Raw genomic sequence first — 22,152 nt, 5'->3', positions numbered from 1 at the left:
TAGTAGAATGCCTCTTCATAGATCTAAAAATATTACACACTTGGTGCAGTTTCTTTATTCCGCATCGCTTGTGGTATGTAGACACAGAACGGTTCACTTTCCATATAGTCTCCAGTCACTGCATAGGTACGTGAGCGAGAGCCGCCGCACATTTTGTTATATTCACAAACGCCGCATTTTCCTTTGTAGTTATCAGGCTGCCGTAGTTGTTTAAACACTTTGGCCTCACGGTAAATTTCAGCGAGTGGGGTATCACGGATGTTTCCACCTACAATTGGGAGTAAGCCACTTGGCATGACATCACCAATATGGGAGACAAATGCAAAGCCGTTGCCATCATTTACACCTTTAGGTGCCCGCTTTAAACCGTCATGCATAGAAGCAAAATCTGTAGTAATGGAGTCTTCGTAATGAATTTCGCCTTTTTCAATCAATTGTTCGCGTGTTTTTTGCTGTAACACAACTCTGCGGTAATGCTGGGCTGCCGTTGTTTTGATATCATATGGGGCAGTTTTGCTCAACTCATATAACCAACGAAACACTTTTTCATGCTCAGCGGGAGAGATACAAGCGTCCATTTGTCCTCTGCCTGTTGGAACTAGCAAGAAGATATACCACATGACTGCGCCAAGTTCACCGACAAGCTTTGCCATCTGTTCAAGCGAATCATAATTATAACGAGAAATGACGGTATTGATTTGAAGCGGCATATCTAATTCGATTAAGTACCTAATTTTTTCAACGGTTAAATCAAAGGATCCAGGAGTCCCACGAAAGTGGTCATGTATCTCTGGGGTTGGACCATCTAAGCTAAAGCCCCAGCGAGAAAGTCCGACGTCCTTAAACATTTTCATCTTTTCTTTGGTAACATTCGCAGTCGCACTTGGTGTCATCGAAACACGCATACCTTTTTTGATCGCATAATCAGCAAGCTCATAAAGGTCTTCTCGCAACATACAATCCCCGCCAGTAAATACGAGCATCGGATTATCCATTTCATAGATTTGATCAATTAAATTAATTCCTTCAGCATGCGTTAGTTCGCGTGGATCTGGAGTAAGCTGCGCATCAGCTCGGCAGTGAACACATTTAAGTTGGCAGGCTCTTGTTACTTCCCAAATGACAATAAATGGATTCTTTTCATAATCGATTACATTTCTCATTCCATGTGGATGCCCCACAGCATGAGGATGTCCTTTTCCTATTCCTTGCATCATCATCACCCAAATCATTATGATTTATAAAACTATAAAGATTGTTTCTATAGGTTTATTATAGGTTTAACAGACTAGAGTGCATGTTAGGATTGTTACAATATTTCTACATTACTTGTGTGAATTATCTGATTTCTAATAATATCTTAATCATCTTTTTATTACATTTTTATTACAAAAATATTAATGAAAATAAAATTTCAATGCATAATGTTACATTTTGTAGGATTGGGTAATAGTTTGTTTGTAATATTAAAGGACTTATTTACTAATTCTGTTACTTTTTACTAGGTAAGCCATATCTTTGGGGATTCTAACAACCTGTAAATTTCGTTTATGATATTAATACATAAACGAAATGAAGGAGTGCTACGATGAAGAAACATCTACTATCTATCGCAGCAACGGCGGGGATCCTGATTTCTACATATGCTGGGACGGCAAGTGCACACGAAAACATCTATACTGTCCAGTCAGGGGATACTCTTTGGAAAATTTCACAAGCTAATAAAGTTACTGTAGCAGACTTGAAAACTTGGAATCACCTAACATCTGATTCTCTTTTTGTAAATCAGAAGCTGACATTGTTAGCTCCACACAGTCATGAAACAGCGATTGAAACGTATACAGTTCAAAAAGGGGATACATTATACCTAATCGCTGTTCGTAACAAACTATCAGTTGCTCAGCTTAAATCACTGAATAATCTTACTACTGATACGATTTATGTAGGACAAGTGTTGAAACTAACTACAAGTGGTACATCTACACCAGTGCCTGCTCCGACAGTATCAAAGGCTCAAATGGTAATTGATGAAGCCAAAAAGTACATTGGGACATCTTATTTATGGGGTGGAAATACGCCTGCTGGTTTTGATTGCAGTGGGTTAACAAGCTACGTGTTTAATAAGGTGGGAGTATCAATTCCACGAACGGCGGCTGCTCAATGGTCAGGAATGAAGTCTGTCAGCACCCCAAAAGCCGGAGATTTAGTATTCTTTGAAACATACGCTCCAGGTCCTACGCATGTAGGGATTTATTTAGGCAACAACCAATTCATTCAAGCAGGTTCAAAAGGCGTCTCAATCGCAGATATGACAAATTCCTATTGGAAACCAAGATACCTTGGTGCGAGAACCGCATTTTAATAGATAAACTGGAGGGCCTTTTCAATACGAAAGGCTCTTTTTTATTTTTCCAAAATTAAAAATATAGTATGATAGGATTAATCAAAAATGAAGTGAATGGAGTTGTCGGATGTTTAAAAGAATATTAAGTATAGGGATTCTGTTGTTAATCATAGCAATAGGTTTTTTTCAAAAGGATGAATTACTTCACCTTGTTAAACAAGGGGGAGCCTTATCCATTTTGATTAGTATGATATTGGTAGCGATTTGTGTCTTTTTTCCCGTGATTCCATTTCCCGTTCTTGCAGGAACGATTGGTGCGGTATTTGGAACATCTCAAGGTATGATAGTTTCCTTAACAGGTGCCATGGCAGGAACAATGGCATTCTTTTTCTTATCTAGGTATGGTTTTCGTGATTATGCTCAGCAAAAACTAATGAATTTTCCAAAGGTTCAAGAATACGATGAGTTTCTAAATAAGAATTCCTTTGTTGCGATCTTAACCTGTCGATTAATTCCAATCATACCGGCACCAGTTGTTAATATCGTGTGTGGTTTAAGTCATGTCAAATGGCTAACTTTTTTTACGGCTTCACTCATAGGAAAAATACCAAATATTCTACTTTTGTCGTATGCTGGTGCATTATTTAGTAACAACAAGCTCTATTCTTTTGGAATCTATGGTGTATATTTGGTTTTTATTTTTATCATTAACTTTATTATTATTTATCGCAAACAAGCAAATAAATCACTGGATTAAACGACTTCTCGAATGTTTAAATCATTTTGTTTTTCAACAGAGATGACTTCCTTAAAGAAGCTTTTTAAGATGAGCCATTTAGCTGGATAACTGTAAATGAAATCTTCTATGACCTGTGAGGAATAATATAAAAAACAATCGATGCTTACTTTTTCCTTTTTTAAGTCGTAAAGAAGAGCATGTGGAATGGTGTAATAGTCATTCAACTGATAAGGATTGAACTTTACGACTTGAATTTTTTGTTCATTGATAAAATTTTTTAAGGATTGTTCTTGAATGGCTATACTTTCTTCCTTGCTAAGTCCATCTAAACAAATACGATCATTAATAAAATAAATTCCCTTCAAATTAAACACCCCAATTTTTCATTGATTGGTATTGTTATTGACAGGGTTTAGAAGAAGTATACTTCTATTTGAAAATACATATGGAGAGATACAATATGATAAGTGCTGCAATACATGGATTTATTCTAGCTTTTGGGCTCATTCTGCCACTTGGAGTCCAAAATGTGTTTATTTTTAATCAAGGGGCGATGCAGTCGCGGTGGATTTACGTGCTACCAGTTGTTCTGACCGCTTCAATTTGTGATACATTACTTATTTCTTTAGCTGTTTTTGGTGTCTCGGCGGTTGTTTTAGGGATAACTTGGATAAAAATGGCGTTATTGCTTGGAGGAATTCTTTTCTTACTATACATGGGGTATTCTACGTGGAAAAGTAAACCTAATGAAGAGAAAACAACAGGTAATACATTCTCGCCCCAAAAACAGATAATGTTTGCTGCCTCAGTCTCTTTATTAAACCCTCATGCAATCATGGATACCATTGGAGTAATTGGTACTAGCTCCTTATCCTATTCGGGTTCAGCCAAAATTACCTTCATGGTGGTATGTATTTTGGTTTCCTGGTTTTGGTTCTTTGGACTATCAATCGTAGGTAGATTGGCTGGTAAAGTAGATTCTTCAGGGAGATTTATTCTTATTTTAAATAAGATTTCCGCAATAATTATGTGGGGAACTGCGATTTATCTTATGATTTCTCTTTAAATGAATGAGTTTCAAAGACTATTCAATCCATCCTTCCGTCATTAACAATTGACTTAACAACATGAAAAGTACGCATTTAAGTATGAATGCGTGCTTTTTTTATAAAAAAAAATTACCCAGCTATTGGCCGGGTATGCAAAACTAATCTATATTTTAAGGGGGCGGAGGTTTAAGGTTCTTCCGTGAACCTATTTATATGATAATGGATAAATATTAATAAATTATGAACGAAAGATTAATAGTATAAGAAAAGGTGATAAAATGAGAGATTTTCATTGTTGCGCGACATGCAGGCATTTTAAAGCAGAGAAAAGGGCAGAGGGGATGCACTATTTTTGTAGTCGTTTAGGCTTTGAAACAAAAACGGCCTACAAATTTAATTGCTGGAATCCGAAAGAAAACATTAAGAAAATGATTGATAATAATAGGAAGGATATTAATACTCCAGGATGAGTTGCACTTTTTTTCTAAGATTAATGACAAATATACATTGTCCTCCTGTCATAATCATGTTATTTTCATCAATATCATTTAAGATTTGGTTATTGGCAGGGAGTGAATTCTAATGGCAGCAACACATGTTTTTTCAAAGAAAGAAGAACTCGCGAATTCAATCACACACGGAATAGGAGTAATGCTTAGTATTGCTGCCTTAGTTATATTGATTACATTTGCTTCCCTTTACGGGAATGTCAGGCATATCGTAAGTTTTACAATTTTTGGTGTAACAATGCTGATTCTTTATATGTCTTCAACACTGCTCCATAGCTTCCCGGAAGGAAAGGTAAAGGACATTTTCGAAATATTTGACCATTCTTCTATTTACTTTTTCATTGCCGGGACCTATACCCCGTTTCTACTAATTGTAATTAAAGGAGCACTAGGCTGGACACTGTTAGGAATTGTATGGGGACTGGCGATTGCTGGCACTGTTTTTAAATGTTTCTTTGTGAAAAAGTACCTTTTTACCTCCACAGCTCTTTATGTTGTCATGGGGTGGTTAATTGTTTTTGCCTGGAAACCTTTAGTCAATAATCTCTCGCCACAGGGTATGACTTATTTAATTATTGGCGGTGCTCTTTATACACTAGGCGCCATATTCTATGTGTGGCGAGGGTTTAAATATCACCATGCGGTTTGGCATCTATTTGTATTGGCAGCCAGTACAGTACACTTTTTTTGTGTCTTGCTTTATGTATTGCCGTTAAGATAAAAGAAACAGCACTCACCTTGAGGCTGTTTCTTTTATATCGATAATAGTTTAACATCAAACATGCCGCATTTTTTTAAGATTTATTGTCTCTCGTGAAAACCATAAGCTCATTAAAAAGCTAATGATTCCTGTAACCACTAATACCGCTCCGATGATTTTCATGCTTTCCTCAGTAATGTTTTCTCCAAAAATTAATCCCAAGATAATCGATGCTAGAATTGAGCCTAAATATCGGCAGGTTTGAAACAGGCCAGAGGTGGTGCCAATTATCTCTTTTGGACTTTCCTTCACCATCGCCACTTGGAGAACAACATTTCCAATTCCGTAGCTTAAGCCCATGATTGATAAAATAATCCCAATACCAAGATAGGAGGATTGAACAAAAAACAACATAAAAGTCAACGCACCAATAATTGATATGAATGCCCCAACCATAATTGGCTGGTTTACACCCGTACGGTCAATCCATTTTCCAGTAACAGTTGATATAATAATGCTAACTCCTGACATAAATAGCATTAACATACCGCTTAATTCAACACTTAAACCCATTCCTTCTTGAAAATAACTAGGCAATCCGAAAAATAAACAATAGAAAAAGATATTTAAAAAAATAAACTGGATATAGACCATCGAAAGTTTTGGATGTATTCTAAAAATCCGTATATCAATAAATGGCTCTTTAACCCTTAACTCCCTCCAAGCAAATAAACCGAAAAAGATGATTCCAACCAAACCTGATAAATAATGAATTTTTTCTTCAAAGGATAACAGGAACCATAAAAAGAAGACCATTCCTGCAGCAAAAAATCCGATTCCAAGAAAATCTAGATGGGATAATAACTCTTTCATGTGAGACTTGTCCTGTTTAATGTCCTTAGGAAACATATACCAACCAAGCAGAAAACTAAGGATAATAAACGGGAAATTGACCCAAAAGATGGCTGGCCAATTCCCTAGCACGATTAAGAAACCACCAATGGTCGGTCCAAGCGCTACCATTGCTGAAGCAAAAATTGATAAAACAGCTAGAGCTGAGGCCTGTCTATCCTTAATATGATCACGAATTAACGCCATTCCGGATGGGTATATGGCACTGCTGCCAATCGATTGAAAAAGTCTCATGATCAATAACATCAGAAAGGTAGAGGCAAGAGCTGCACCAAGAGCAGATAGGGCAACTAAAATAAGCCCAATTAAGAAGGTCTTTTTTCGACCGAAAATATCACCAATTTTTCCCGTTACTGGCTGTGCAACCGCACTTGCTAAATAAAAGCTGGAGATTAGCCAAGAAACAGTTGAAAAAGAAAGGTGAAAATCCTTTTGAATACTGTGTAATGCTAATGCAATCATAGATGAGTTAAGCGGATTTAACATCGTGCCTGAGGCAACCGCTGTTAAAAATAATGCTCGATTTTTCTTCATTTTATTTTCCTTTGCTCGAAATAGAATTTATTTAATTTTTAACTTCCGACGGGGAGTCTTTTTTTTTGAAAAAAATTCAAATAGAAAAAGAGTAGGAGGCTTTCAACAAAAAAGTAGATCGGGATAGAATAGGCGATCTTATACCCATTTTTGTATTGAAAAACACCAATGGTCACACAAAGCCTTTCTAAAAGGATTGCCATAATGGTCCAAATGATAATATACCATACTTTTTTCTGACCAGTAATTTTAAAGCGTTCATAAAAATAAACAAAAATATATCCAAATGGTGCGTACATCGTATAGGAAAGCAAACAAATAAAGAGTAGATTGCTTCGTCACCAACATCATATAAATCCAACGGTGGAACGGCAATAGTATGGTCAAAAATCATTCCTAGAAAAGGGCCAATGAGGAAACAATAGGCGGCTGTCAATTCTGGTAATTTTTTAGGCAAAAATAAATGAAACCAAGCCCCCCAAAGATCATTCCAAGAACAAACCATTCATTTATATCAAAGCGACGATCATAGATTAGATGGACCATTATATTCCTGTTTCTCCTAGACGCTAATTTCATTAACATTTTCTCAATAAGTAGCGAGTAAACCATCTGCCCGATACAAACTAGGCTGAATTGCCAGATGGACCAATGATGGTTATGACTATATCCTAATATTCTTAGTAAATTTTCACAAACCAATAAAAGGGTCAAAATAACCGCTGTAATGAGTATTCTGATACTAGTCATCTTAGTGAATGACAACTGATTGACAAATAATAGCAGTAAATATGGAATGATGAGGTCCCGATAAATTAAAACAGTGATAAATTCTACCGGATCTTTACCAAAAGTAAATAAATTCATTTTAAGGGATATGATTGTAAAAATGTTGATTTGAACAATCTGAATCGCTAGAAATAGTATGATATTTACATTACTGGGTAATTTCTTTTTCGATGAAAAGAAGACGGTCAAAACCAACCAAGCAAGCAATAATTATATACATAACAAGTCCCATATTTTTCACCCAATTATTCCAATAATGATTTATGTTAGGTTTTACACAAATATGGATATTTAGTCAGCAATTAATAAATATATCATTCTAGGAATAGCCTCCAAATAAATATAAATAGGATAGGTAATCCACATAAATGTGGGGGGAGGGATAAATTTGGAGGTTATTGGGAAAAGTGTCATTCGCAAAGAGGCTCTTGATAAAGTTTCAGGGAGGGCGAAATATACCCATGATTACCATTCCAATCCGATGTTATCGGGCAAAATGGTCATTAGTCCTTATGGCCATGCGAAGATAGTGAAAATTGACGCATCCGAAGCTTGGAAGATTAATGGGGTTAGGGCCATTCTGGCTGGAAAGGAGTATCCATTAACAGGGGAGGCCATCCGAGACCGGCCGCCTATCGCCTTTGATAAGGTCCGCTACCACGGTGAAACGGTTGCACTTGTTGTAGCTGATTCACCAGCGCAGGCTAAGATGGCGGCTGACCTGATTAAAGTCCAATATGAATTATTGCCGGTCGTAAACTCCCCGTCCCAAGCATTTGAAAAAGGAGCACCCTTAGTCCATGAGAACTTAGGGAAATATAAAAAGGAGGATGACTCTCACCCGGTGCCTGACACCAACATTGCTACCCATATAAAAATTCGTAAAGGTAATATGGAAAAAGGGTGGGCTGACACAAACACAGTGGTGGAAGCAAGTTATTCTTTTTCTCCTTCTGATCATGCGGCAATGGAAACAAGGTGTGCGTCTGCCGAAATCATGCCCGATGGGAATATCTTTATTACTACATCTTCTCAAGCCCCTTTTATGGTTAAAAGGCTAATCGCTGATTACTTTGGTGAGGATATGGGGAAGATTATTGTTCGAACACCACTTGTTGGCGGTGCATATGGAGGAAAGGCAGCCGTACAACTGGAGGTCCTGGCCTATCTTGCATCTAAAGCAGTGGGTGGAAAACCGGTAGAGATCTTAAACACGCGAGAAGAAGATATCTTAACATCGCCGTGTCACATCGGTTTAGATGCAAAGATTAAAATTGGAGCCGATCACAGCGGGAAAATAAGAGCGGCGGAAATCCGCTTTTTATGGGATGGCGGTGCCTATTCCGATAAAGCGATTGATCTTACTAGGGCTGGAGCGTCGGATTGTACTGGACCATATAACATACCAAATGTCTGGTGTGATTCCTACTGCATGTATACAAACCACCCCTATGCAGCCCCATTTAGAGGCTTTAGTCATTCTGAACTTTCCTTTGCTATTGAACGAACATTTGATTTACTAGCTCTAAAATTAAAAATGGACCCGCTTAAACTTCGGTATATAAATGCAATAAAACCGGGGGATACGACTCCGACAAGGGTCCGTTTAAATAAAAGTAATGTCGGTAACTTACAACAGTGTATTGAGCGAGTAAGAGATTTAATCAAGTGGGATGAAGGTACGATCAAAGAGGTAAACGAGCGGTTTGTGAGAGTAAAGGGGGTTAGCTGCAGTTGGAAAACATCGACGATTGATCCCAATGCCCCTTCGGGAGTGATATTAACATTTAATCCAGATGGAAGTATCAATTTACTTTCTGGTGTAATTGAAATTGGAACTGGAACGAAGACAGTCCTTGCTCAGATACTGGCAGAAAGGCTGAAGATGAGTGTGGATAAGATACATGTTCGGATGGAAGTGGATACGCAAACAACACCAGAGCATTGGAAAACTGTCGCTAGCAGAGGAACATTTATGGCAGGAAGGGCACTGCTCGAAGCGGCGGATGATGTGATCAGGCAATTAAAGGGAATTGCTTCGACCGTTTTAAGAGCACCGACAGAAGATCTTGTGGTAGCTAATAACCGAGTCTTTTTGAGGGATGATCCATCCATAGGAATTCCGATTAAAGACATCTGCTATGGTTATCAATATCCTAATGGTAATTCGATAGGCGGACAAATTATTGGGCGAGGGAATTATATCTTACGTCATATAACCCATTTGGATCCTGAAACTGGGGCAGGTAAGCCGGGGCCTGAGTGGACAGTTGCAGCCTATGGTGTAGAAATTGAATTTGATAAAAGAGATTATACCTATAGGGTATTGAAGGCCTGTACGGTGGTTGACATTGGGCGAGTTTTAAATGAAAAAGCTGCATTAGGCCAAGTAATGGGTGCGATGAGCATGGGATTAGCATTTGCTGGCAGGGAAACGTTTTATTTTGACGATCAAGGCCGGGTTCTTAATCCCCAGCTCCGAACCTATCGGCCCCTCCGCTATGGAGAAAATCCTGAATATATAGTGGGATTCGTTGAAACACCGCTATTAGATGGTCCGTATGGGGCACGAGGTGTGGGGGAGCATGGATTAATGGGTATGCCTGGTGCACTCGGTAATGCCTTGTCTACGGCTGCAGGGGTTTCACTTCACCATCTACCGCTTATTCCTGAATTGATTTGGAAAGCAAAGGAGGCGCAAAAAAATGCTTCCCTTTGAGTTTGATTATTTTAAACCAGCCACATTAAACGAGGCAGTCGATTTATATCAGTCTCTAGATAAAGATGGAAAGAATCCAATGTTCTTTTCTGGCGGCACGGAGTTAATTACGCTTGGAAGAATCGATTTAGCGTATACCGAGGCGGTTATTGATATTAAGGATATCCCTGAATCCAAGGTAATGCAGGTAAACGGTGATCATTTGCTGCTAGGCAGTACCCTTTCACTTACAAAGATTGAAGAGGCAAATCTTTTTCCATTGCTAACTCATACAGCTAGTGAAGTTGCGGACCATACGGCACGTGGGAAAATTACTTTAGGTGGGAATATATGTGCACGAATTTTTTATCGAGAAGCTGTTTTACCATTTTTGCTCGCGGACAGCAAAGTATTAATTGTTGGTCCCGATGGAAAAAAGATGGTGCTAATCAATGAAATATTTCAAGAGCAGCTTCAATTGAAAAAAGGGGAATTACTTGTTCAATTAGCAACAGAATCCCGGTTCATAGCCGCACCATTTATTAGTATCAAACGCCGTCAACAGTGGGACACTGGTTATCCACTAATTACAGTAGCCGCATTAAAATTGGGGCAGGAGGTGCGCTTTGCAATCAGTGGCTTGTGCCCATTTCCGTTCCGGTCAAAGGAGTTGGAGTCTTCTTTAAATAATAAAGAACTGCCTTTGACTCAAAGAATTACTAATGCCCTTGCTAAGTTACCAAAGCCGATTTTAGATGATGTTGAAGGGTCAGCAGAATACAGGCTTTTTGTATTACGGAATATCTTGTCAGATGTGTTTGCTGCATTGGGTCCTGTTTCTTGAGATTGATAGTTTAATTGAAGGAAGGAGGGTTAGGGGTGAAATCGCATTCGCTTATACTAAATATTAATGGAGAAAAGCAAAGTGTAATGGTACGGTCAGGCGATACCCTTTTATATGCAATCCGAGGTCTTGGACTGACTGGTGCAAAGCCTGGGTGTTTGAACGGGGATTGCGGCGCTTGTACAGTCAATGTTGATGGGTGGCCGATGAAATCATGTCTAATGCTTGCTGTTGAAGCGGATGGAAAGAAGGTAACAACAATTGAAGGTTTGGAGAGTACACCCATCCAGCAGGCTTTTGTTGAAAATTTTGCTTTCCAATGTGGCTACTGCACACCTGGGTTTATAATGAACTGTCACTCGTTAATCAAGCAGCATCCAGATGCAGAAGATAAAATCATCAAGGAATGGTTGGAGTCAAACATTTGTCGATGCACCGGTTATGCAGAAATAGAAAAGGCTGTGAAATCTGTGTTAAGGAAAAATGAATAAAGGGAATAACGGAATAAAAAGGATGCCATTCATTGGCACCCTAAGATTGATTATCTTTTCTTCATCTGAAAATAAGTATCTAAAACACGGCGTCCTATTTTCAAGTTTGCCCGATTGTCTTTTTTGCCCTGGTAAGCCCATGGTACAATTACCGCCATAGCCACTTCAGGATTCGAACTAGGAGCATAACTTACCAAACTAAGGTTCATAACTGGTGGTGGTTCTTTCCCAAATCGGTACCGCTCTGGTCCGTCGTAAAAAGCTTCAGCTGTACCTGTTTTTCCGGCAGGAGAGTAGGGTGCATTTCCGAAATATTTATAAGCCGTGCCGCCACGTTCTTGCATAACCTTTCTAAATCCTAATTTGACGCGATACAGCCAATCTGATTTCATATCAATTGTATTTAGGACCGTTGGGGATATTTCTTTTACAACAGGACCAAGTTCACTTGTTCCTTCTTTTGGTTCGAGCATTTGTTTCACAACATGCGGCTGCATTCGGTAACCGCCATTTGCGATGGTAGAAATATATTGTGCCAACTGCATAGCAGAATAAGTATCATATTGACCAATCACCAGGTCAAGCAAATATCCCGGCAAGTGACTTTGACCTTTAAATCCCGATTGCTCATTCGGTAAATCAATTCCTGTTCTGGTTCCAAGACCGAACGAGGCAAACGAGTTACGAATGGTATCAAATGCCTTCGCGCTTATATTTAATGGCTGCTCGTATTCATAATGCCCTTTTCCAATTCTTATCGCTGTATGGAACATATAAACGTTGGAAGATAATTTTAAGGCATTAATTTCACTTAATCTGCCTAAGTAGGCATAGGATTTCTTTAAAGGAGTGGCCTTGATTTTTAATCCTGTATCATCAAAAACTGTCCCCGGAGTAATCGCGCCTGTTTTATATCCAGTCAAAATAGTTGCTCCCTTGACAGTAGAACCAACATTATAGGTGGTGGTAAATGTACCGAGAGCATCATCTTCCATTTCTACTCTGCCTGTTTGATTATTTCTTACTATTTTTTTACCAGACATAGCTAAGACTTCGCCGGTTTTTGGGTTCATTAAAACCACATATGCTCTGTCTGTTAGATAGGTTCCAGGATATCTTTTCGCAGCCCAAAGCTCCTCTTCAATGATTCGATCAATCTTCCTTTGTAAATCCATATCAATACTTAAAACAAGGTCTTTTCCTTTTTTTCCATTTGATATAGGATGGTTTTCGATTACATTTCCTGTTTTATCGGTTACATTTTTTATTTTTGATTTGTAACCATGTAGGACATTTTCATATTGCCACTCAAGTTGACTTTTTCCCACTCTGTCATTACGGCTGTAATCTCTTGCTAAAAAATATTCTAATTGTTCAGCAGGCAGCCCTTCATCGGATTTGGTTACTTTTCCTAATACTGACTTTAAGGTTTGGTTGAAAGCGTAAGACCTCTCCCAGTCCGTAGTAGTATCCACCCCTGGGAGTGATTGCAGATTCTCACTTACGACAGCCAATTCTTTCGCCGTCACGTTTTCATTTTTAATGATTTGAGTTGTAAACTTGTAGCCATTGTTAAACTCTTTAAAAAGTGCAAGGACCTCTAGTTTTTCATTAGTCAATTCCTTTAATTCGCCAGTTGTGATGCGTTCTAATTTCAATTTATAAATATCATTATCTGTTAATTTCTTTGCATAATATAATTCCATTTCCTTTTTTGAGATTTTGGCATCGGCGCGTTCTGGATTTGTCATAATCCAAAAATCGCGTTTATCCCTATCCGTCACCTTGTTTGTTTTTTTCGAAATCAGTTTTGCTAACTTTTCAGCTGTTTCGAGCATGACTCCTTGGCTAAACCCTTCATTGGTGTAAGAAATGGCACTTTTAGGGACATTATCAACGATAATTTTGTAATCTCGGTCAAGGATTCTTCCTCGCGGGACGGGGCTACTAATCGTGATATCTTCTTTTCTTGCTAAATCTCTTTTGAAATTTTCACCATAAACAATTTGCACAAAACCAAGCCGGAGGATTAGTACGGAAAATAAGAAAAAAACACTGAAAAATAATATATTTAAACGAAAGGGGAAGTGGGACTTATTTTTTTTCTGTTTTTCCAATTTCCTGCACATCCTTTTTACTTAAACAAATATGATTTACATACCTATCCTGCCCATTTGTAAATAGCAGTATGATAATTATTCCAATTCATTATTTATAAATCCACACATTTCTAGTTTGATAAATTTTTTGTCTATAAAAAAATTTCTAATTTTTCCCCATATTTTAAGTTTTACTTTATAATCAGAAGGGATGTGGTTTTTTCTAAAACAAACATCTTTAGAAACGAGAGATTGATTAGGAGGTCTAGATGATGGAACAGAAAGTCATTGATCCAGTGGTACTAAAGGCATTAGGGCAATTTAAGGCTTTGGATGAAAAAATCACTCATTTTTCAAGCATCATTGGTTTAGCTGACTGGGATCAAAAAGTCATGGCACCGAAAAAAGGGAGAGGTACATTCGCCAAGGCAACTGGGACCCTTCGGACGGAAATTTTTAAGCTTTCTGTTTCTGAGGAAATGGGAGAGCTGCTAGGGGAGCTAACTCTTCCTGATAACTTGGCATTATTAGATGAAGTGACAAGAGCAAAAGTTAGAGAATATAAAGAGTATTACCAAAAATCAAAGAGCATTCCTGCTGACTTGTTTCAGGAATATAGCATCTTAACGGCTCAGGCAAATGATGCTTGGGAAGAGGCAAGGGAGAACAATGATTTTGCCCGCTTCCTTCCGTACTTAGAGAAAATAGTTGATTACAAGCGAAGATTTGCTGAAATCTATGGGTATGAGGACCATCCGTACGATGCCCTTCTGGATGAGTTTGAACCAGGTTTAACGGTGAAAAAACTCGATCCGCTGTTTGCAAAATTAAGAGATTCAAGTGTTAAGCTTTTAGAACGAATTCAACAAAATGGAAAGCGGACACAGGCAGAAATTTTTGAACAATCGTTTTCGATTGAAAAGCAAAAAGAATTTAACCGCTATATCCTGCCTATTATTGGCTTTGATCTTGAAGCGGGTAGATTGGATGAAACGGTACATCCTTTTGCTCAAACCGTTAATACAGGTGACGTACGATTAACGACTCGTTATTTAGAAGGAAATGTCCGCTCTGCTTTATTTGGAACCATTCATGAGGCTGGGCATGGAATTTATGAGCAGCATATCAATCCTCAATTTGAGGAATCTGTTCTACAAAGCGGAGCATCCTTCGGTATCCATGAATCTCAATCGAGATTCTTAGAAAATATGGTCGGCCGCAGTAAGGAATTCTGGAAGTATTTCTACCCTAAACTTCAAGAGTATTTTCCAAAGCAGCTCGAAAATATGACTGTTGACGAATTTTATCGGGCTGTAAATACGGTGCAGCCTTCATATATCCGTGTTGAGGCCGATGAATTAACCTATAATTTGCATATCATGCTTCGTTATGAAATTGAAAAAGCATTAATCAGCGGGGAGATTGAAGCGAAGGACCTGCCAGAAGTTTGGAATCAAAAAATGCAAGATTATCTCGGTGTAAAACCTAGTAATGACACAGTAGGCGTCTTGCAGGATGTTCATTGGTCATTTGGAGGCATCGGTTATTTCCCGTCCTATTCATTAGGGAATCTCTATGCAGCTCAAATTCTCCGTACGATTCAAAAAGACCTTCCAGATTTCTATAACTATATTGAAAATGGACGCTTTGATCTTATCCAAGAATGGTTAAAAGAAAAGATTCATCAATATGGAAAGCTTTATACACCGAATGAATTAATTGCTAAGGTAACGGGGGAAGAATTAAACGCGGAATATTTGGTTGAATATCTTGAGAAAAAATATACAGAGGTTTATGGATTGTAAACTGTAAAGCAGTGAAGTATGTAAATATTAATCTCTTAAAAACTAACATTGACATTTTCTTTACAGTATAATAAACTATTAATAATTAAATATTTCCTTTTTAAAGGGGAGTAGCTGCTACAATAAAGTCGTCATTCCGAGTATTCATTACTCCGGCTTTATTGGCAACATTTACGTTGTTAGCAAGACCTTTACTTTACTGTAAAGGTCTTTTTGCGTGTTATTTTAGGCCTTTACTGTAATCAGTAAAGGCCTATTTTTATGGCGTAAGGGAGTATTTTTTGAAAAAAACCAACTTTAAGGAGGAAATATTCATGGACTTAACTCTTTTACTGGAATACGGCTGGGTATTATTAATCTTGGTGGCATTAGAAGGTCTCTTAGCCGCTGACAATGCTTTAGTACTTGCAATTATGGTGAAACAATTACCAGAAGAAAAACGTAAGAAGGCATTATTTTACGGTTTGGCAGGAGCTTTTGTGTTTCGCTTTGCTTCTTTGTTTGTGATTTCGTTCCTTGTGGATGTGTGGCAGGTTCAAGCCATTGGCGCGCTGTATTTGCTGTTTATGGCAGGGAATCATATATTCCGTAAGGTGGTCATTAAAGGGAAAGAAGAAGATAAAGAGGAGAAGGAAGGGGCAAAAAAGAGCAATTTTTGGGTGACGGTATTAAAAGTTGAAGTGGCTGACATTGCTTTTGCCGTTGATTCGATCCTTGCTGCTGTCGCAATGGCTGTTGCCCTGCCAAACACACCGCTTCCAAATATCGGTGGTCTGGATGGTGGTAAATTCTTGGTAATCTTTGCTGGCGGGATTATTGGATTAATTATTATGCGCTTTGCAGCGAATCAGTTTGTAAATTTATTGGAAAAACGACCAGGTTTAGAAATTGCTGCGTTTACTATTGTAGGCTGGGTTGGTGTGAAGCTTGCGGTCTACACATTATCACATCCTATGTTAGCGATTATAAATGAAGATTTTGCTCATTCAACAGTTTGGAAAATAACCTTTTATGTAGTATTAGTAGTGATCGCCGCAGCTGGCTGGTTTTTCTCGAAAGATAAAAGTGTAGAACCAGTGCGAGAAGAACCAAAGACACTATAATTATTTTTTTACCTTCATAAGAAAGGCAGACTCAACCCAATCTGCCTTTCTTATGGTTTTTACATAGCATTCAATGGACAGTGAGGTTAAACGTTGTAGAAGTTGAACCAATGAGCATCCTATAAAGTATAATCATAAATCCAATTTTCTAGTGAGGTTTGTATTGATGAAATTAAAAACATATCTAATAATCGCCTTTAGCCTGAGTGTTGTTTCCATTATTGGCTTTAGTCTGATATCCTTATTAATAAGTGACCAAAAAATCATTCATTTTGACCGTATTATAATCAACAGTGTACAAGGACTGGAAACACCGCTTCTTACATATGTGATGAAATTCTTTACGTTTATTGGTTCTGCTCCATTTGTCATTGTTCTGAGCCTTTTTCTTTTATTTTTTCTCTATAAAGTACTCCATCATCGCTTAGAATTAATCTTATTTGTCGCGGCCATAGCGGGTTCTGCAATTTTAAATGGAATTTTAAAGAATTTTTTTCAACGAGTTCGCCCTGAGTTTCATCGCTTAATTGAAATAGAAGGTTATAGTTTCCCAAGCGGGCATGCGATGAATGCTTTTACGGTCTATGGGATTATTTCGTTCTTATTATGGCGGCATATTACAAGCAGGTTAGGAAGATGGGTACTAATCTTCGTAAGTATGGTGATGATTTTAGCCATTGGGCTCAGTCGAATTTATTTAGGAGTCCATTACCCAAGTGATATCATTGGCGGATATTTTGCTAGCGGCTTTTGGCTTACTTCAGCTATTTTCTTTTTCCAATATTATCAGGAAAAACGTTATAATAAAAAACAGCGACGTGAAAAGAATAATGCCTAAATTTTTTATCTAGTATGGAGTGATACATATTATCAGAAACAGTATTCCTAATTTATTTACCATTTCTAACTTATTTTTCGGATATTTATCCATAATGTATTCCGCACAGGGGGATTACAAAAATGCAGCCATATTAATATTAATAGGGATGATGCTCGACAGTATGGATGGAAGGATTGCAAGAATGTTACGGGTTGATAGTGAATTGGGAAAAGAGTTAGATTCGCTAGCAGATGTGGTAACTTTTGGTGTTGCACCGGCAATGATGGCTTATTATTCTTATTTCTCTGAGTTTGGTATAGCAGGGATGGCCATTTCAGGATTATTCCCTTTATTCGGAGCCTATCGATTAGCACGTTTTAATATTAATGCTGTTAAATCTTCAAATCATTATTTTACCGGTGTTCCCATCACTGCAGGTGGGGGATTGTTAACATTGCTAACACTGTTCCAAGGTAAGATGCCAGAGATCATCTTGCCCATTGCCTTTTTTATCATCTGTTACTTAATGGTGAGCACGATAAAAATCCCAAGTTTGAAAGATGTGCCACTGCCGAAATATGGAATTATCGTAACACTTTTCCTAGGGTACGCGATATACCTTGTCTTCAAAAAAGAACAGCATCGCTTCCCATATTTCATCTATGTCGCAATCCCGCTTTACATAGCTTTTATCATCTTCCAATTAGTAAGAAGAAAGAGAAAAATTAACGGTGGAATAAAAAAATAAGAACAAAAAAGGGTGTCAGGCACCATGTGAAGAATTCACACGGTGCCTGACACCTATTTATTTACCTACATTTATAATTACATTCCGAACGACATAACCCAGATCGATCCCGCTACGGTTACGAAGGCGATGAAGAATCCGTAAGCGACGTTGATGATTTGGGACTTGCCGTCTTCTCCTTCGTTCATGTGCATGAACATATATAATTGAAGGGCAGCTTGGATGACTGCTAATGAACCAATGATCCAGAGTATGGTTTTAAAAGGAAGATTGGTTTTCAGTGCCACACCAAGTGCTGCAAAAGTTAGTACTAATGACATAATAAAACCTAAAACATGTGTAAGTGGAAATCCTTTTGTATTTTTAGCCATTTATGCCACCATCCTTGCTAAATACACAAATGTGAAAATAAAGATCCAGACAACATCTAAAAAGTGCCAATATAGTCCGATGATAAAAGTTTTACGAGCAGTTACAGGTGTTAAACCTCGTTTTAGTATTTGGATAATGACCATAGTCGCCCAGCCAATACCCATACTCACGTGCAGTCCATGTGTTCCAAGTAATACAAAGAAGCTTGAAAGGAAAGCACTTGTTTGCATTGTGGCTCCTTCATGAACATAATGGATAAATTCTGTGATTTCCATGAACACGAAGCCAGCACCTAAGAGAAGGGTAATGATAAACCATAACAATAATCCATTCCGGTTATGACGGCGCATCTCATAAATGGCAAGACCGCAAGTAAAACTACTAGTTAATAAGAGTATCGTTTCGACCATAACATCTTTTATTTCAAAAAGGTCCTTTGGTGTTGGTCCGCCAGCATATCTCGCACTTAGGACAGAAAACACCGCGAAGAGGGTACCAAAGAGGACAATCTCCGCTCCTAAGAAAATCCAGAATCCGAGAATATTCATTCGGTTCTGTTCTGTTTGATATTCGAGTGGTAAGGCTGTGTTTACATTAGCTGACATGGCTGTTCCCCCCTTTATCGACGTTACGCCATGCTTTTTCAGTTTCCTTGATTTCGTCAACATGAACATGGAAACCATCGTTGTAATCAAATGAACGAATGATTAACCCGATTAGGATTCCAACAGTGGCTACAAGTGCCGCAATTTTCCATTCAAAGACTAGGAAGAAACCAGCAATGCCAAAGATTACACCCATATAGATTGGTAAGCCGGAATTACTTGGCATATGGATTTCTTCAATTTCTTCGTCTTTCAACGTCAATCCTTCGTTATTCTTTTTCATATACCAGAAGCTATCGACTGATTTAATTTCAGGCAGTTTTGCAAAATTATAGAATGGAGGCGGTGAAGCAGTTGCCCACTCTAGTGTTCTTGCATCCCATGGATCGTTTGAAATATTACGGTCTGCATAGCGTGCACTCCAATAAATGTTATAGCAAAGTGCGCCAAAGCCGATCGCTAAGATAACTGCGCCAATAGTGGATAAAAGGAATAATGGTGCATAGCCTGATTCAGCTGAATAAGTGTACGAACGACGCACCGCACCATCTAATCCTAGGAAGAACATTGGCATAAACGTTAAGTTAAATCCAATTGTAAAGAACCAAAAATGTATTTTACCAATTTTCTCATTGAGCATATGGCCGAACATTTTTGGCCACCAGTAATAAAGTCCAGCAAATACCGCAAACACAACACCAGGAATTAACACATAGTGGAAGTGAGCGACAAGGAATAGGGTGTTGTGATATTGATAATCCGCTGCACCCATCGCAAGCATTACTCCTGTAACGCCACCGATGACAAAGCAAGGAACAAACGCAAGTGCCCAAAGCATCGCGGTTGTAAATTGAATACGTCCTTTTCTCATCGTAAATAACCAGTTAAACATTTTGACTCCCGTTGGAATGGCGATCATCATTGTTGTAATAGAGAAAACAGAGTTTACTCCTGGTCCAGCTCCCATTGTAAAGAAGTGGTGAACCCAAACGAGCATACTTAAAAACGCAATTCCCACAATGGAGAATACCATTGATTTGTACCCGAACAACATTTTCCTTGAAAAGGTTGAAATAACCTCAGAGAACATCCCAAATGCAGGAAGGACAACGATATATACTTCAGGGTGCCCCCATAACCAGAAGAGGTTAGCCCACATCATATCCATACCGCCACCCGCTAAGGTGAAGAAATGGGTTCCAAAGATCCGATCAAACGTCATTAATGCAAGCGCAACAGTGAAAATTGGGAATGAAGCGACAATAATCACCGACGCAATGAATGAAGTCCATGTAAACATTGGCATTCTCATTAGTGTCATGCCTTTTGTTCTCATTTTTAAGATAGTGACTATAAAATTAATCCCCGTCATCAGGGTACCAATCCCAGCAATTTGCAAGGCAATCGCATAATAGTTATTCCCGATTCCTGGAGTAAATTCTTTACCTGCAAGAGGGAAGTATGCAGTCCAACCAGCATCAGGTGACCCACCGACAACAAACGAAATATTAAACAGCATTGCACCACTAAAGAACAACCAGAAGCTTAATGCGTTAAGTTGTGGGAATGCAACGTCACGAGCACCGATTTGCAGCGGAATTACCACGTTCATTAAGCCAATTAATAATGGCATCGCTGCAAACAAAATCATTATGACACCGTGTGTAGTAAAAATTTCATTGTAATGTTGTGCATCTAAAAATTTCATTTCTGGACGTGAGGTTTGAGCCTTCATTAAAAGTCCGTCCACTCCGCCACGGAAAAACATTAATACACCAGAGAGGATATACATAATTCCAATTCGTTTATGATCAACGGTTGTTAACCATTCTCTCCAGAGCCATTTCCATTTCTTTAAATAGGTAACTCCAGCAACAATTCCGATCATTGTTAAGAGAATAGCAATCTGGGAACCTAGTATTAATGGGTTGCCAACAATAAAAAAGTCATGCCAATTAATGTTCATCGTGCTCACCTCCATCTGATTTTTCACTCTTGTCCATACTTTCCATACCTTCCATGTCCATAGAATGACTATTTGTTTCTTTCTCTTCGAAAATTTTTCCTTTTACACCATGTACTTCGTACAATTCAGGATTTGTATAAGTTTTAGAATTCATATCCGCATGGTTTACCCAGGCAAGATGAGTTCCAATAAATGTTTCACGTCCTAAGTGTGTAGGTTTAAGAAGTTGATTGTATTTCTTTTCTGTTAATTTAGGAGCCGTGTCTTTAACTTCTTTTACCCATTTCTCAAAGGCTTGAGGGGATTTCGCCTCAACGGTAAATTCCATTTCAGCATAGCCCTTACCGTTAAAGTTTGTATTTCTTCCTAAAAATTCACCAGGTTTGTCGGCTGTGAGGTACAGCTCTGTCTCCATCTTGTTCATGGTATACTTTTGGCCGCCTAAAGCAGGAACCCAGAAAGACTGCATTGTTCCCGCAGAAGTAAGCTTAAATTGCACAGGTGTGCCAGCAGGAATATTCACGTAGTTCACAGTTTCAATCCCTTGTTCAGGGTAGCTAAAAATCCACTTCCAATCGGCAGAAGTCACATTAATGGTAATTGGTTTTTTATTTTCATATCCAGCAGGTACTTTTTCTAGCTTGTAGATTGTTTTAACAGTAGGAATCGTTAAAGCTATGACAATAAGAATAGGAATTACAGTCCAAATAATTTCTAATTTTGTACTGCCATGTTCTTCAGGTGGTTCGTAATCTGCATTTTCAGGTTTAGCACGATATTTCCAGATGATATATCCAAATAAACCAAATACAACGACAATCACTAACAGCATAAAAATAAGTGACCAGTTAATTAAATCTAGAATGTCACGAGCGGCTGGCCCTTTTGGATCAAAGACGACCATATTCGTACATCCGCTTAAAAGCAAAGTTGGTACTAAAGCTAACAGTGGGATTAAGTAGCTTTTTTTAAACATGAATTTTTCTCCCCTCCAAAATGTTCACTTTTACGATTATAATCGTGAA

At 38.3% G+C, this 22,152-nt stretch carries 20 protein-coding genes; 11 read left to right on the top strand and 9 right to left on the bottom strand.

The features are described from left to right. Nucleotides 1-32: 32 nt before the first annotated feature. Nucleotides 33-1,214 carry a TIGR04053 family radical SAM/SPASM domain-containing protein gene (locus FS608_RS11420; protein ID WP_144550099.1) on the bottom strand — a complete coding sequence of 394 codons (1,182 nt, stop codon included), beginning with the start codon at nt 1,212-1,214 and terminating at the stop codon, nt 33-35. 374 nt (nt 1,215-1,588) lie between these two features. On the opposite strand from FS608_RS11420, the gene FS608_RS11415 reads away from it, so the two are divergent. Then, nucleotides 1,589-2,362, top strand: a complete 774-nt coding sequence (locus FS608_RS11415) for a C40 family peptidase (protein ID WP_144549995.1) — start codon at nt 1,589-1,591, stop codon at nt 2,360-2,362. A gap of 109 nt (nt 2,363-2,471) precedes the next feature. Further along, nucleotides 2,472-3,101 (top strand): TVP38/TMEM64 family protein, encoded by a 630-nt coding sequence (locus FS608_RS11410; protein ID WP_144549993.1) that lies wholly within the window; start codon nt 2,472-2,474, stop codon nt 3,099-3,101. Here FS608_RS11410 and FS608_RS11405 read toward each other — a convergent pair. Beyond that, nucleotides 3,098-3,457 (bottom strand): hypothetical protein, encoded by a 360-nt coding sequence (locus FS608_RS11405; protein ID WP_260871645.1) that lies wholly within the window; start codon nt 3,455-3,457, stop codon nt 3,098-3,100. The genes FS608_RS11410 and FS608_RS11405 overlap by 4 nt on opposite strands. A gap of 86 nt (nt 3,458-3,543) precedes the next feature. Between FS608_RS11405 and FS608_RS11400 the strand changes: the two genes are divergently transcribed. Next, complete coding sequence (locus tag FS608_RS11400) at nt 3,544-4,149, top strand: LysE/ArgO family amino acid transporter (RefSeq protein ID WP_144549989.1); 606 nt, start codon at nt 3,544-3,546, stop codon at nt 4,147-4,149. Nucleotides 4,150-4,714: 565 nt separating this feature from the next. Continuing rightward, nucleotides 4,715-5,362 (top strand): PAQR family membrane homeostasis protein TrhA, encoded by a 648-nt coding sequence (trhA, locus tag FS608_RS11390; RefSeq protein WP_144549985.1) that lies wholly within the window; start codon nt 4,715-4,717, stop codon nt 5,360-5,362. Nucleotides 5,363-5,416: 54 nt separating this feature from the next. Here trhA and FS608_RS11385 read toward each other — a convergent pair whose 3' ends face one another. Next, nucleotides 5,417-6,787 (bottom strand): MFS transporter, encoded by a 1,371-nt coding sequence (locus tag FS608_RS11385; protein ID WP_144549983.1) that lies wholly within the window; start codon nt 6,785-6,787, stop codon nt 5,417-5,419. A 432-nt stretch (nt 6,788-7,219) separates the two neighbouring features. Then, nucleotides 7,220-7,654 carry a hypothetical protein gene (locus FS608_RS30750; RefSeq protein WP_144549980.1) on the bottom strand — a complete coding sequence of 145 codons (435 nt, stop codon included), beginning with the start codon at nt 7,652-7,654 and terminating at the stop codon, nt 7,220-7,222. Nucleotides 7,655-7,964: 310 nt separating this feature from the next. Here FS608_RS30750 and FS608_RS11375 point away from each other — a divergent pair, with 310 nt between their 5' ends. The 3 genes from FS608_RS11375 to FS608_RS11365 are packed head-to-tail and all read left to right on the top strand — an operon-like array spanning nt 7,965 to nt 11,609. Next, a complete protein-coding gene (locus FS608_RS11375; RefSeq protein WP_144549978.1) occupies nt 7,965-10,295 on the top strand; it encodes a xanthine dehydrogenase family protein molybdopterin-binding subunit in 2,331 nt (776 codons plus the stop codon). Next, nucleotides 10,282-11,118, top strand: coding sequence for an FAD binding domain-containing protein (locus FS608_RS11370; RefSeq protein WP_144549976.1), 837 nt, complete (start codon nt 10,282-10,284; stop codon nt 11,116-11,118). Before FS608_RS11375 ends, FS608_RS11370 begins: the two co-directional genes overlap by 14 nt. A 35-nt stretch (nt 11,119-11,153) precedes the next feature. Further along, nucleotides 11,154-11,609, top strand: coding sequence for a (2Fe-2S)-binding protein (locus FS608_RS11365; protein WP_144549974.1), 456 nt, complete (start codon nt 11,154-11,156; stop codon nt 11,607-11,609). A gap of 50 nt (nt 11,610-11,659) precedes the next feature. Here FS608_RS11365 and FS608_RS11360 read toward each other — a convergent pair whose 3' ends face one another. Next, nucleotides 11,660-13,738 carry a peptidoglycan D,D-transpeptidase FtsI family protein gene (locus tag FS608_RS11360; RefSeq protein ID WP_395947772.1) on the bottom strand — a complete coding sequence of 693 codons (2,079 nt, stop codon included), beginning with the start codon at nt 13,736-13,738 and terminating at the stop codon, nt 11,660-11,662. Between the two features lie 242 nt (nt 13,739-13,980). Here FS608_RS11360 and FS608_RS11355 point away from each other — a divergent pair, with 242 nt between their 5' ends. The 4 genes from FS608_RS11355 to pssA all read left to right on the top strand — a co-directional run bounded on the left by FS608_RS11355 (nt 13,981) and on the right by pssA (nt 18,184). Beyond that, entirely contained in the window at nt 13,981-15,513 is a 1,533-nt protein-coding gene (locus FS608_RS11355; RefSeq protein WP_313958710.1) for a carboxypeptidase M32, read from the top strand. A 314-nt stretch (nt 15,514-15,827) separates the two neighbouring features. Then, nucleotides 15,828-16,616 carry a TerC family protein gene (locus FS608_RS11350; protein ID WP_144549968.1) on the top strand — a complete coding sequence of 263 codons (789 nt, stop codon included), beginning with the start codon at nt 15,828-15,830 and terminating at the stop codon, nt 16,614-16,616. Between the two features lie 166 nt (nt 16,617-16,782). Further along, on the top strand, nt 16,783-17,454 hold the full coding sequence (locus tag FS608_RS11345; RefSeq protein WP_144549966.1) for a phosphatase PAP2 family protein: 672 nt from the start codon (nt 16,783-16,785) through the stop codon (nt 17,452-17,454). A gap of 19 nt (nt 17,455-17,473) precedes the next feature. Next, nucleotides 17,474-18,184, top strand: coding sequence for a CDP-diacylglycerol--serine O-phosphatidyltransferase (pssA, locus tag FS608_RS11340; RefSeq protein ID WP_186328686.1), 711 nt, complete (start codon nt 17,474-17,476; stop codon nt 18,182-18,184). 77 nt (nt 18,185-18,261) lie between these two features. Here pssA and qoxD read toward each other — a convergent pair whose 3' ends face one another. From qoxD to qoxA, 4 genes are read right to left on the bottom strand one after another with little or no spacing between them, the layout of a single operon-like run. Continuing rightward, nucleotides 18,262-18,555: a cytochrome aa3 quinol oxidase subunit IV gene (gene qoxD / locus FS608_RS11335; RefSeq protein ID WP_098575300.1), complete on the bottom strand. Its 294-nt coding sequence runs from the start codon at nt 18,553-18,555 to the stop codon at nt 18,262-18,264. Beyond that, on the bottom strand, nt 18,556-19,161 hold the full coding sequence (gene qoxC / locus FS608_RS11330; RefSeq protein WP_144549964.1) for a cytochrome aa3 quinol oxidase subunit III: 606 nt from the start codon (nt 19,159-19,161) through the stop codon (nt 18,556-18,558). It abuts the gene before it with no gap. Further along, on the bottom strand, nt 19,151-21,127 hold the full coding sequence (gene qoxB / locus FS608_RS11325) for a cytochrome aa3 quinol oxidase subunit I (protein WP_144549962.1): 1,977 nt from the start codon (nt 21,125-21,127) through the stop codon (nt 19,151-19,153). Before qoxB ends, qoxC begins: the two co-directional genes overlap by 11 nt. Beyond that, nucleotides 21,117-22,103, bottom strand: a complete 987-nt coding sequence (gene qoxA / locus FS608_RS11320) for a cytochrome aa3 quinol oxidase subunit II (RefSeq protein WP_144549960.1) — start codon at nt 22,101-22,103, stop codon at nt 21,117-21,119. Before qoxA ends, qoxB begins: the two co-directional genes overlap by 11 nt. Nucleotides 22,104-22,152 lie beyond the last annotated feature (49 nt).

The sequence above is a fragment of the Bacillus sp. X1(2014) genome, from assembly GCF_007678255.1.
Note: the sequence above shows the minus strand (reverse complement) of the source record. Positions and strands in the feature narration are given on the sequence as shown.

What these genes read in the sequence shown, in the direction of transcription:
- qoxA (WP_144549960.1), bottom strand. Translation starts at nt 22,103, where the DNA reads ATGTTTAAAAAAAGCTACTTAATCCCACTGTTAGCTTTAGTACCAACT.
- FS608_RS11400 (WP_144549989.1), top strand. Translation starts at nt 3,544, where the DNA reads ATGATAAGTGCTGCAATACATGGATTTATTCTAGCTTTTGGGCTCATT.
- FS608_RS11350 (WP_144549968.1), top strand. Translation starts at nt 15,828, where the DNA reads ATGGACTTAACTCTTTTACTGGAATACGGCTGGGTATTATTAATCTTG.
- qoxC (WP_144549964.1), bottom strand. Translation starts at nt 19,161, where the DNA reads ATGTCAGCTAATGTAAACACAGCCTTACCACTCGAATATCAAACAGAA.
- FS608_RS11370 (WP_144549976.1), top strand. Translation starts at nt 10,282, where the DNA reads ATGCTTCCCTTTGAGTTTGATTATTTTAAACCAGCCACATTAAACGAG.
- FS608_RS11355 (WP_313958710.1), top strand. Translation starts at nt 13,981, where the DNA reads ATGGAACAGAAAGTCATTGATCCAGTGGTACTAAAGGCATTAGGGCAA.
- qoxB (WP_144549962.1), bottom strand. Translation starts at nt 21,127, where the DNA reads ATGAACATTAATTGGCATGACTTTTTTATTGTTGGCAACCCATTAATA.
- FS608_RS11415 (WP_144549995.1), top strand. Translation starts at nt 1,589, where the DNA reads ATGAAGAAACATCTACTATCTATCGCAGCAACGGCGGGGATCCTGATT.
- trhA (WP_144549985.1), top strand. Translation starts at nt 4,715, where the DNA reads ATGGCAGCAACACATGTTTTTTCAAAGAAAGAAGAACTCGCGAATTCA.
- FS608_RS11360 (WP_395947772.1), bottom strand. Translation starts at nt 13,738, where the DNA reads ATGTGCAGGAAATTGGAAAAACAGAAAAAAAATAAGTCCCACTTCCCC.
- FS608_RS11420 (WP_144550099.1), bottom strand. Translation starts at nt 1,214, where the DNA reads ATGCAAGGAATAGGAAAAGGACATCCTCATGCTGTGGGGCATCCACAT.
- FS608_RS11410 (WP_144549993.1), top strand. Translation starts at nt 2,472, where the DNA reads ATGTTTAAAAGAATATTAAGTATAGGGATTCTGTTGTTAATCATAGCA.
- FS608_RS30750 (WP_144549980.1), bottom strand. Translation starts at nt 7,654, where the DNA reads ATGAATTTATTTACTTTTGGTAAAGATCCGGTAGAATTTATCACTGTT.
- qoxD (WP_098575300.1), bottom strand. Translation starts at nt 18,555, where the DNA reads ATGGCTAAAAATACAAAAGGATTTCCACTTACACATGTTTTAGGTTTT.
- FS608_RS11385 (WP_144549983.1), bottom strand. Translation starts at nt 6,787, where the DNA reads ATGAAGAAAAATCGAGCATTATTTTTAACAGCGGTTGCCTCAGGCACG.
- FS608_RS11345 (WP_144549966.1), top strand. Translation starts at nt 16,783, where the DNA reads ATGAAATTAAAAACATATCTAATAATCGCCTTTAGCCTGAGTGTTGTT.